We start from the raw sequence: 11,066 nt of genomic DNA on the forward strand, positions 1-11,066 counted from the left end.
GTGAACGATCTCAGCCCCCAGTACCCTTACCAGGATCCGACGCTGGGCGATGAACAGCGCGTCGAGGATCTGCTTTCCAGAATGACTGTGGACGACAAAGCCGGGCTCATGTTCCACCCGATGGCCTCATTCGGCGACTTCGATAAGCCCGGATACTTCGGTACTCCTTCCATGCGGATGATGTTCGACAGCAGGATCAACCACTTCAACATCCTGAGCGCTCCCAGCGCTCGCGAGATCGCAGAATGGCACAACTCTGTCCAGAACGCGGCACTCAGACACCCGCTGGGCATCCCCGTCACGCTGTCAACGGACCCGCGCCATTCCTTCACGGACAACCCCGCCACAGCCCTGTTCGCCGGTCCGTTCTCGCAGTGGCCGGAAGCCATGGGATTCGCCGCAATCGGCGACGCGGATTTGATGCGGCGATTCGCGGAGATCGTACGCCGGGAGTACGTGGCCGTCGGGCTGCGCACAGCCCTCCACCCGCAGGTCGACCTGGCGACCGAGCCGCGGTGGAGCCGCGCCAGCGGCGCGCTCGGCGCAGATCCACGACTCAGCGCCGCTCTCGGCGTCGCCCAGATCGAGGGCCTGCGAGGGCCGAAGTTCGGCACGGAGTCCGTGTCGGCCATGGTGAAGCACTTCCCTGGGGGAGGCCCTCAGAAGGACGGCGAGGATCCTCACTTCGACTATGGGCGAGAGCAGGTGTATCCAGGCGGTCAGTTCGACACACATCTGATCCCGTTCCGGGAGGCGATCGCCGCTGGCGTCACGCAGATCATGCCCTACTACGGTATGCCGGTGGGCCTGGAACGAAACGGTGAGCCCGTCGAGGAAGTCGGATTCGCCTTCAACAAGCAGGTTCTCACCGACCTGCTCCGTACAGAACTCGGCTACGACGGCATCATCTGTTCCGACTGGACGGTACTGCACCAGAAGTACTGGGGTGTGGAGTCGCTTTCCTACGCGGAGCGGATGATCAAGGCTCTGGACGCCGGTATCGACCAGTTCGGCGGAGAGACACGTGCTGGAGTCCTCGCGGATCTCGTCCGTTCCTGCCAGGTCCCCGAGGAGAGAATCGACCAGTCGGCGCGTCGCCTCCTGCGGGAAAAGTTCCGGCTCGGGCTCTTCGACAACCGCTTCGTGGACCCGCAGGCAGCCGAAAGGATCGTCGGGAACCCGGAGTCCGTCGCCCAGGGCGTCGCTGCCCAGGCCGCGGCGTTCACGTTGCTCAAGAACTCGCAAGGGCGTGCCCACCTACCGCTCGCCGCCACCACACGTGTCTACGTGGAGGGAGGTGCCACCGACGCCTTCGTGCAGCGTGCGACCATCGTGAACACTCCGGAAGAAGCCGATGTCGCGGTCATTCGCCTTGTTGCGCCGTGGGAGATCCGCGGCGGCGAAGGTTCCATGGAACGGTTCTTCCACGCCGGGTCCCTGGAGTTCCCCGCCGAGATCACACAGCGAGTCCGTGAACTCGCCACAGCCGTACCCACCGTTGTCGACATCTATCTCGAACGCCCGGCGCTGCTCGGAGACATTACGGATATCGCCGCGTCGCTGCTGGTCAACTTCGGTGCCGGACCCGAGGCCTTTGCACGCGTACTGTTCGGCGAGGCCGAACCCCGCGGGACGCTCCCGTTCGAGATCCCGGCATCAATGCGGGCAGTCGAGGCCAGTCGGGAAGATGTGCCCAACGACACCGCCGCTCCCGTCTTCGCCTCCGGGGCAGGGCTGTTCTACTCTTCTTCGCCAGTGCCCCGGCTTGGCATTTGATGTCTGACGGTTCGCTGGACTGGATCACCCTGTTCGGCAACGGCGGTACAAAAAATGCGGCCCTCAACTGCACGTGTGCTCCGGGCAGCATGCGTTTCGGTGGGCACCTGCTCCGTTGAACATGTAATCCAGCCAAGGGACACATATGTTCAGTTGCAGTGACGCGCCCGGTGCACTGCAGATGCCGGTCCAGTTCGACCCGCACACTCCCGGAGGAGGGTGTCTGCGCCTGTACAGACATGCCACGGGCGCAGACACGCTCCTCATCGCGGTCAGTTTCGGGCGGAACGGATGGCACGCAACTCCCGCAGGCTGCGGTTCACGTAACCCAGGACCTGGCTACGCCTTCTGCCGTCCGTGACGTACTCGCTTGTCTCCAGGCGGACATTGGGGTCTGATGCAGGTTTGGGTGACAGGTTGACCTGAGGCGACCCCCGTGACGTGGACACTCCGACAATGGATCTTGCAGATCCAAGGGAAGGTGCCCTGGTGGGACGTAAGTCTCCGTATCCGGCGGAGTTCAGGAATGACGCTGTCGCGCTGTACCGCGCGGCGGGCGGGAAGCGCACGTATGCAGCGGTCGCGGCGGATGTCGGGGTGACCGGCGAGACGCTGCGGAGCTGGGTGCGCCAGGCCGACGAGCACGCGGGCCGCGATCACAGCCACGGCGAGCAGAGTGCGGAGAGCCGGGATGAGGAACTGGCCCGGCTGCGCGCGGAGAACGGCCGGCTGCGCAAGGCGGAGAAGGAGTGGGAGCTCGAGCGGGAGATCCTGCGCCGGGCAGCGGCGTATTTCGCCAAGGAGATGAAGTGAGGACCCGCCGCTGGGACTTCGTCTCCGCCCACGCCGAGACCTTCGGCGTCCAGCGGATGTGCCGGGTCCTTCGGGTCTCGCGCTCGGGCTACTACCGGTGGATCGTCGGCGCGAGGACCCGCCAGGAGCGGCAGGCCGCCGACGATGCCCTGCTTGTGGAGATCCGTAAGATCCACACTGAGCACAAGGGCACCTACGGAGTCCGGCGCATCCATGCCGAGTTGCGTGGGTTCGGGCACACGGTCAACCGCAAGCGCGTCGAGCGCCTGATGCGCGTCAACCGGCTCGAGGGCCGCCACCTGCGGCGCCGCAAGCGCACCACGGTCCCCGACCGGCTCGCACCGCCCGCCCCGGACCTTGTCCAACGCGACTTCACCGCCGTGCAGTTGGACGAGAAGTGGTGCGGCGACATCACATACGTGCAGGTCGAGGGCTCGTGGCTGTATCTCGCCTGCGTCATCGACATCTACTCACGCCGGGTACTCGGCTACTCGATGGCCTCGCACATGCGCGCCGAGCTGGTCATTGACGCACTGAAGATGGCGGTGGCGACCCGCGGCGGCAACGTCAACGGAGTGATCTTCCACGCGGACAGGGGCGCCCAGTACACGTCGACCGCATTCGCGCAGGTCTGTGATGGTTTCGGGATCCGCAGGAGCATGGGGCGCGTCGGCTTGAGCTACGACAACGCCCTCGCTGAGAGCTTCTGGCAGGGGCTGAAGAGGGAGACGATGCACCAACGCCTGTTCTCGACGATGCGCCAGGCGCGGCTGGAGATCTTCCAGTGGCTGACCTACTACAACGCCCGGAGACGCCACAGCGCCCTCAACTACCTCTCGCCAGCTGAGTTCGAACAGCAGCACCAGCGAGGACGTAAACTCACACTCGCAGCATGAACCCCTGTGTCCACACTCCGGGGGACACCTCAGTCACGCACTGCACCCCGGGCCCATATCCGCCAGATTTGAGCCCGGTGCAAGACTTGCGGGGCTTTACACGGATTCCTCTTCGTACGCCTTCTGGCCTTGCTTGCCGAACCCGACGCGTCTGGCAGTACCGCGCCGTCCCGGCGTTGTCAGGGCCGCTTTCCGTCCTCACCGGCGTTCCCCGGCCCGGACTGCCCTCAGCTTCTACCCGGCCGCTGCGACGGCCCGGCGGTAGAGGTCTCCCACCTCCACTCGGTCACATGGCGCCTCGTGGCGCACCCAGCTGTTCTTGCGGCCGACCGGGCCCAGCAGGCCCCGGACGTAATCCCGCATCCGGCGCCGCACCTCGACCCGGCCGAACCGTCCGCTCACCCGCAGGAACAGATCCTCCAGCTCGGCACTCCAGCGTCCCGTGACGAAGTCCGCCATCATGCCCCGAGCCTGCACCTCTCGGCCCGCTGTCCAGGACGGCCTATCGAAACCGGCCCCTGAGGCACCGTCAGCCCGCTAGCCTCGAAAGACCGCCTCTGACCAGCGGGAATGATGAAGTGCAACAGGAGTCTAGGGCTCGTGAGTTGATCGTGGCGGGATACCGGTCACCGGGTTGTCGCTGACGATGATCGCCGAACTCATCGCTGAGACGGTCCCATTGCGGCATGACAAGCATCAGGCACATTTGATGGCTCGGCCGCGGCGACCGCCGGTCCTGCGCCGGCAACACCGGCGACCGAGTCCGCCGCCCGGCTGTGACGGCCACGATGCAGGAAATCCATGGCCAAGCCCGCGCCGAACGCAAACCGCTGCTTGGAACGCCGTGTACGCGCGAGTAAACACCCGGTGGCACGCGGGTCCGCCCAGCCCATGATCTCCGTCGCTTCCTCGGCTCCCTGATACTCAAAAGCCTAGCGGTCAAACACACGAGCGGCCTCAACGGGCAGAGGCGCCGGCAGTTCCCACGCCGCGCCGAGGAGATCGGTGTTCGGAGCGAGAGTCTCTCGCCGATGGGCACTGCGGCCACGCAGGACAGCCGAGGGTGACATGCACCTCCTGCTGCTCCGCACTCCCAGCGTCGTCTCCTGTGCCAAGCCCGGGCGTGACGCCCTTCAGCCTCTCGAAGGCGCTGCCCGCCCGGCCCCCGTAGAAGCCACCCCGGGCTCCCCCCTTTGCCTCGCAGCACCATGGTCGCCTCGCGCGTCCGCTCCCACACCCCGTCATCGGTGACCTTTCCTCCGGCCGGTCCCAGGGCTCTGGCCGGAGACCCCAGGATGTTGTCCACCGCGACCGGCAGCTCCTTACCAGGTCCTCAACCCCATCAACGGCCGACGTGAGCTCGTTCCCCGACGTGTTCGTGCAGATGAGGCCGTCGAGCCCGATGAAGCTGACCGTGCGTCTACGTTCGGGCCTCGGACAACGGGCAACGTGTTCGGCAGGGCTGTGGATCCACAGCTCAACCGTGATCATTGATGCGCCGCAGGAATGCGCGCGTGCGCTCATGGTCGGGATCCGTCATGAGCTTCTCGGGCGTACCTTCCTCCAAGATCAACCCGTGGTCGAACATGACGAGCCGGTCCGCGGCCGACCGGGCGAAGCCCATCTCATGGGTGACGACAATCATCGTCAGGCCGTCCTCGACCAGCTCCTTCATCACGGTGACGACCTCGCCGACCATCTCCGGGTCGAGCGCGCTCGTGGGTTCGTCGAAGAGCATCAACTCCGGTTTCATGGCGAGAGCGCGCGCGATGGCGACCCGCTGTTGCTGGCCTCCCGAGAGAACGGAGGGCCTTGAGGACGCCTTGTGCGCGAGACCGACCCGGTCCAACAGGGCCCGCGCCTGCTCTCTGGCCTCAGCCTTCGGCACGCCCAGGACCTTCGTCGGGGCGGCGGCCACATTTTCCAGGGCGGTGAGGTGCGGGAAGAGGTTGAAGCGCTGGAAGACGAAGCCGATGTTGCGTCGACGTTCGGCGATCACCCCGGGTCGCTCCTCGATCAGCTGGTCCTGACCCTCCTTGTATCCCACCCGGCGTCCGTGGACGAGGATCTCTCCCTCGTCGATGCCCTCCAGGTGGTTGAGGCACCTCAGAAACGTCGTCTTGCCCGAGCCGGACGGCCCGACAACGACCACCACCTCACGGGCATGGACGTCCATGGAGACACCGTTCAACACCCGCACGTCACCGAAGGCCTTGACCACCCCACGCGCCGACAGCACCGCCGTGGAATCCGCGGCTCCAGCCGGACCCGGGTGTGCAGCGAAGACACGGTCATGCGGGTCGTTCACCGCTGTTACCCTTCCGATCGCTGCCATGTCAGTGAGCCTCCTTGCCCGTGAGTGCCGGTTCCTTGCTGACGACCTCGTTCTCCCTGGGAGCGAGATCTCCGCGCCCGCCACCGAATCGCTCGCGCAGAGAGGGTCTGGGAGGCGGGACGGTACCGGGGTCGGCGAGTTTGCGCTCGATGAACCGTTGGACGAACGACCAGATCGTCGTCAGAGCGAGGTAATAGCACGCCACGACGAGGAAGATCTCGAACGTCTTGAAGGTGGCCGAGTTGACGGACTGCGCCGTCAGGAACATCTCCTGAAGCCCGATGACCGACAAAAGAGACGTCGACTTCATCATCAGGTTGAACTCATTGCCCAGGGGCGGAATGACGATCCGCATCGCCTGGGGCAGCAGAACGACACGCATGGTCAGCGACGGGGTCATGCCGAGCGCCTGCGCCGCCTCAATCTGCCCCCGGTCGATGGCGTCGAGCGCGGCGCGAATGATCTCGGCCATGTAGGCGGCCTCGTTCACCGCGAGCGTCAGCACGGCCGCCTGTACGACACCGAGAAGAACGAGATCTCCCATCTGGACGTCGCTGAACCGGTAGACGCCGACCGCCGCGAGACCGTTGTAGACGAGCACCAACTGGACGAGCAGGGGTGTGCCCCTGATCAGCCATACGTACGTGCGTCCGCCCCAGCGCAGTGCCGCGAAGCGACTGCGCTGCGCCAGAGCGATGACGAGCCCCAGCAGCACACCAAGCAGCTGCGCGACGACCGAGATGTACACGGTGCGCCAGAGCCCTTCCAGGAAGATGCCCGAAGGGGATATCAGATAGTGCCAGAAGAATGCCCAGTCGAAGCCGGCCACCTGGGCCGAGTCGGCGAGCAAGGACGTGTCAGCCACGTCGTCCTCTCCCTGCTTGTGTTCGGACGGGGTCGGGTCAGTTCACAACCGGGCCCCGGAAGTACGGTGGTCTAGCGGGCCTCACCGGCTGAGCGGGCGGTCGCTAACCGGCAATGTCGTCGGCCGTCAGATTCCACTTCTTAAGGATGGCGGCGTAGCCGCCGCTCTTCTGGACCGCGGCGAACGCCGTCGTCAGCGCGGTGTGCAGAGCGGTGTTGTCCTTACGCGTCGCGGCGCCCACCTTGATGCGGTTGAAGGGCTCTCCGGCGAGTGCGAAGGTGTCCGGCTGCTGCTTCAGTACATATGCGGCGGTCTCAAGGGTCGTCCCGTAGGTATCGACCAGCCCGAGGCGCAGCTGCTGAAGGGCGTCGGTGTCCTTGGTGAACAGCCGGATGTCGACCTTCTGCTTTCCGTCCGCCAGGCACTTCTTCGACTGGTCGGCGAAGTGTTCGGAGACGGTCGTGCCCGTCTGCGCCGCCGCCTTCTTGCCGCACAGGTCGGCCAGGCTCTCGACACCCTTGTCGTTCTTCGCGGACACGACGAGGGTGCTAGAGGCGTACATGTAGGGGACGAAGTCCACGACCTTCTCCCGCTCAGGCTTGATGTAGAGCTGGGTGATGATCGCGTCGCACTGCTTGGCCTGCAGCGCAGGGATGATGCCGTTGAAGGCAGTGTTGGCCCAGTTCGCCTTGACGCCAAGTTGGGCCGCGAGCGCGTCGCCGAGTTCGATCTCGGCGCCGACCGGCTTCTGCGCAGTGTCGTAGAAAGTCAGCGGCGGCGCGCTGATGTCGGAGCAGTAGGTGATCTGCCCGTCCTTCACGAGTGCCCCGGCGGGCAGGTCGACCGCGGGCACGGCTATGGCCGAGCTCGCATCCTCCTGGGAACCGCCGCACCCGGCGAGCAAAGTCGCGGCCGCGACGGCGGCACATGCCGATGAGAGTGCCGTACGACGGACACGACGGAATGATCTTGCCATTGCCAGCCCCCTTCAGGGGTTTCCGTGGTTGCATGACCTCAAAGTCAATGCGATAGTCGATGCCGTTGACTAAGAGGGAAGCTATGGCGGGCACTCCGAAGCTGTCAAGGATCTCCCGTTACGGGGCGGTTAACGACTATCTGCCCCATGGGTGGAGCCTAACCGCCGCATCCGGCTCCAAGGCCGGACCTGTAGCGGGAACCACACGCCACCCTCAGAAGTTCGTGTTGGCGTTGGGGAAGGGAACCATGTCCGTATTCACTGATCGTCAGCTCTCCGCCACGGGCGGCGAGTGGGCCGTAGCGACACCGCACTCGACGGCGAGCGACGTCGCGGCCGATGTGCTTCGTGGCGGCGGCAACGCGGTGGACGCCGCACTCGCGGCCGCCGCCATGCTCACTGTCGTCTACCCCAACCAGTGTTCGGTCGGCGGCGACCTCCTCGCTCTGGTGGGAACCGCTGACGGAGAAGTCCGCTTCGTCAACGCCAGCGGCCGCGCCCCGCAAGCCGTCGACGTCAGTGGCATCACGACGGCGCACCAGAAGATGCCCGTCCTCGGCGCGCTCCCGGTCACGGTCCCCGGCGCGGTGGCTGGTTGGGCCGCGCTCGCCGACATCTGGGGAAGCCGTCCGCTCGCGGCGGCACTCGCTCCTGCCGAGGCAGCCGCCCGTGAAGGCGTCCCCGTCGCCCCCGGCCTGGGCCTTGACCTGCGCAGGGAGCAGCAGAAACTGGCCCGCGACCCTGGCATGCTCGGCGTGTTCTTCGCCGACGGAGATGTCCTGGAGGTCGGCCGGATACTGCGGCAGCCGGCACTCGCCCGGACGCTCGCGTCGATCGCCGCGCAGGGTCCGTCCGCCCTGTACGGCGGCGACGTGGGCGCGAGCCTGGTCAAACTGCTCACCGAGCACGGTTCGGCCATGACGGTAGCGGACCTCGCCGAGCACGAGGTACGACTGTCGGGGACCCACAGCGCGGTGTACGACGGCGTCGAATACCTCTCCAGCGGCGAGAACTCGCAGGGACTGTACTTCCTCCAGGGCCTGCGCGCACTCGACATCGTCCGCACGGCCCGCGGAACGCTCGACCCGATAGGCCGGGACGCCGGTGTGATGGCTTCCGTACTCGCCCGCGCCGCCGCCGACCGCGATCGCTTCTGCTGCGATCCGGAGTGGGAAGTGGGCGCCCCCGCCGAGGAGTTGCTGTCGGACCTGTACGTGCAGCATCTCGCTGAGCAGGCTATGGCGGGCACACCCGTCGAATTGCTCGGACAGCGCAAGGCGTCCGGCGACACCGTCGCCGTCGTCGTGACGGACCGGGACGGTACCTGGGTCTCCCTGATCCAGAGCGTCTTCCACTGCTTCGGTGCCGCGTTGCTCGATCCCGGCACCGGGATCGTCCTGCACAACCGGGGCTCGTCGTTCTCGCTCGACCCTGCGTCGCCGAACCGGCTCCACGGCGGCAAACGCCCCCTGCACACCCTGATGCCCGTACTGGTCCGCGAGGCCGGCGAACTCGTCGCAGCGCACGGCGTCATGGGCGGACGCGCCCAGCCTCAGGTGCACACCCACCTGGCCCTGCGCCTCGCCAGCGGCACCTCCGCGCAGCATGCAGTGTCGGCGCCCCGCTGGGTCCTCGGGGCACTGGAGGCCGGAGTGACGGAGGGCGCCGGTATCGTCCGGGCGGAGCGCAACGTACCGGCGGTCGGCGTCCGCGCGATCGGGGACGCGGGGTTCACCATCGACCTGATCGACGCACACGACGATGGTGTTGGGCACGGACAACTGGTGCGCCGGACGAACTCCGCCGACGGTCCCTGCCTCACAGCAGCCACCGACCCTCGCGCAGACGGCTCTGCCGTCGCGGGCTGACCGGCGACACGGGATGCACCACGATGGAAGGCGACCGATATGAGGAAGGACATATGACAACGAGCAACGCCGGTACGGCCAAGGACACAAGCCGCAGCCGGTTGCCCCGCGGCACACTGAGCCAGGAGATGATCGTCAAGGCCGCCTTCCGGGTCGCCGACTCGTCCGGCATGGACAAACTGACGTTCTCGGCGCTCGGCCGCGAGCTGACCGCTCATCCGACGGCGATCTACCGGCATTTCCGCAACAAGGACGAGCTGTTGCTTGCCCTCATCGACGCCCTGCACGAAGAGGCGCTGGCGAACACACCACCGCCGACGGACGACTGGGCCCACGACCTCATGCAGATCGCGGTCCACACCCATGAGGCGTTCCTTCGGCATCCGCGGGTGGGTGCCCTCGCGGCCGCACGCACCGCACGCCGGGAGAACGAGTTCCGGACCGTGGAACGCAAGCTGGACTGCATGCGCCGCGCGGGCCTCGACGACGACGACGCAGTCCACTACTACCGTGTCTTCGCCGACCTGGTGCTGGCCTACAGCGCCATGGACGCGAGCCTTGCGGCTCTGTCCCCACAGATCCGGGACGCGGATTTCCGGGCGTGGAAAACGGATTACCTCACCCTGCCGCCCGACAAGTTCCCCCACATCGCCCGACTGGCCCCGCGCTTCAGAGCGTTGGACGACCCGGAGAACTTCGTCACCGCCGTCCAGGCAGTCATCGACACGATCCGGGTGCGGGCACGGACATAGGTGAAGGCGCAGGCAAGCAGACATTCATGGCGCCAACACTCGACGGTAACCTCGACAGTGGCGTCCGAGACCTGGCGGGAGACCTTGCCACCCTGTACCGCTCCGGCCAAGACCTGGAGGCCATCGGACGGATCCCCCTGGGTGACGCCCACGGTAACCAGGCCGACGACGTCACTCTCTTCCTCGCCCGGACTCGTGTGGTCCCGGCCGAGTCCATCGCCAACTGGGAGTTCCCGGCCGACGCGGCCACGGTCTCCGAGGCCCAAATGGTCGCCTTCCGGAGGTTGTGCCTGTGGGGACTGAACGAACTGGCCTTCACCACCGCGCTGATCGTCAGCGAACTCGTGACCAACGCCCTCCGCTACGCCAGCGGACCGGTCGGTCTGCGCCTCATCCGGGATGACGTGCTCGTCTGCGAGGTCACGGACCCGCCCAACACCCAGCCCCGCCTCTTTCACACCCGTACGACCGACGAAGGAGGCCGCGGCCTCTTCCACGTCGCCCAGCTGACCGCACGCTGGGGCAGCCGCTGCGGCCAGCACGGCAAAACTATCTGGACCGAACAGCCGTTGACCGAGATCGTCTGAGTGAAGTCTTCGCATCCCGCACCGGAGAGCCGCCACGTTGATCAACCTGTTGGCTCAGCGCTCAAGCCATTCGACCAACACGAACAGGAGTTTGAACTAGGGTCTGTCAATGCTCCCGCAGAATTGAGCACGTTCCGCTCCCGCAGAATTGACCCCCTGGGGTTGGTTCAGTCGCGGTGTGTGCGGTTTTCCTTGGCG

8 protein-coding genes and 1 pseudogene are annotated in these 11,066 nt (G+C 66.2%); 5 read left to right on the plus strand and 4 right to left on the minus strand.

Annotated elements, in window-relative coordinates; all coding sequences use genetic code 11:
• The gene (locus ACZ619_RS44450) at positions 1 to 1,776 is read left to right on the plus strand and encodes a glycoside hydrolase family 3 protein (protein ID WP_469611679.1); all 1,776 of its coding nucleotides are present in this window, start codon (positions 1 to 3) and stop codon (positions 1,774 to 1,776) included.
• 489 nt (positions 1,777 to 2,265) lie between these two features.
• Positions 2,266 to 3,485, plus strand: a protein-coding gene (locus ACZ619_RS44455; RefSeq protein WP_469611687.1) for an IS3 family transposase whose coding sequence is annotated in 2 segments (ribosomal slippage) — positions 2,266 to 2,521 and positions 2,521 to 3,485 — 1,221 coding nt in all. Because the reading frame shifts where the segments join, the coding sequence is not laid out codon by codon here.
• A gap of 309 nt (positions 3,486 to 3,794) precedes the next feature.
• Here the strand turns inward: ACZ619_RS44455 and ACZ619_RS44460 are convergent.
• From ACZ619_RS44460 to ACZ619_RS44475, 4 genes and pseudogenes are all read right to left on the minus strand, one after another.
• Positions 3,795 to 3,947 (minus strand): annotated as a pseudogene (locus ACZ619_RS44460) (IS701 family transposase); the annotation flags it as partial.
• A gap of 1,015 nt (positions 3,948 to 4,962) precedes the next feature.
• Positions 4,963 to 5,820, minus strand: a complete 858-nt coding sequence (locus ACZ619_RS44465; RefSeq protein ID WP_469611680.1) for an amino acid ABC transporter ATP-binding protein — start codon at positions 5,818 to 5,820, stop codon at positions 4,963 to 4,965.
• Position 5,821: 1 nt separating this feature from the next.
• Positions 5,822 to 6,685 (minus strand): amino acid ABC transporter permease, encoded by an 864-nt coding sequence (locus ACZ619_RS44470; protein WP_469611681.1) that lies wholly within the window; start codon positions 6,683 to 6,685, stop codon positions 5,822 to 5,824.
• A 103-nt stretch (positions 6,686 to 6,788) separates the two neighbouring features.
• Complete coding sequence (locus ACZ619_RS44475) at positions 6,789 to 7,538, minus strand: ABC transporter substrate-binding protein (RefSeq protein ID WP_469611682.1); 750 nt, start codon at positions 7,536 to 7,538, stop codon at positions 6,789 to 6,791.
• Positions 7,539 to 7,909: 371 nt separating this feature from the next.
• On the opposite strand from ACZ619_RS44475, the gene ACZ619_RS44480 reads away from it, so the two are divergent.
• From ACZ619_RS44480 to ACZ619_RS44490, 3 genes are read left to right on the plus strand one after another with little or no spacing between them, the layout of a single operon-like run.
• Positions 7,910 to 9,529: a gamma-glutamyltransferase family protein gene (locus ACZ619_RS44480; RefSeq protein ID WP_469611683.1), complete on the plus strand. Its 1,620-nt coding sequence runs from the start codon at positions 7,910 to 7,912 to the stop codon at positions 9,527 to 9,529.
• A 53-nt stretch (positions 9,530 to 9,582) separates the two neighbouring features.
• The gene (locus ACZ619_RS44485; protein ID WP_469611684.1) at positions 9,583 to 10,281 is read left to right on the plus strand and encodes a TetR/AcrR family transcriptional regulator C-terminal domain-containing protein; all 699 of its coding nucleotides are present in this window, start codon (positions 9,583 to 9,585) and stop codon (positions 10,279 to 10,281) included.
• A gap of 26 nt (positions 10,282 to 10,307) precedes the next feature.
• Positions 10,308 to 10,868 carry an ATP-binding protein gene (locus ACZ619_RS44490; RefSeq protein ID WP_469611685.1) on the plus strand — a complete coding sequence of 187 codons (561 nt, stop codon included), beginning with the start codon at positions 10,308 to 10,310 and terminating at the stop codon, positions 10,866 to 10,868.
• Positions 10,869 to 11,066 lie beyond the last annotated feature (198 nt).

Source organism: Streptomyces sp. NPDC104367, from assembly GCF_055583825.1.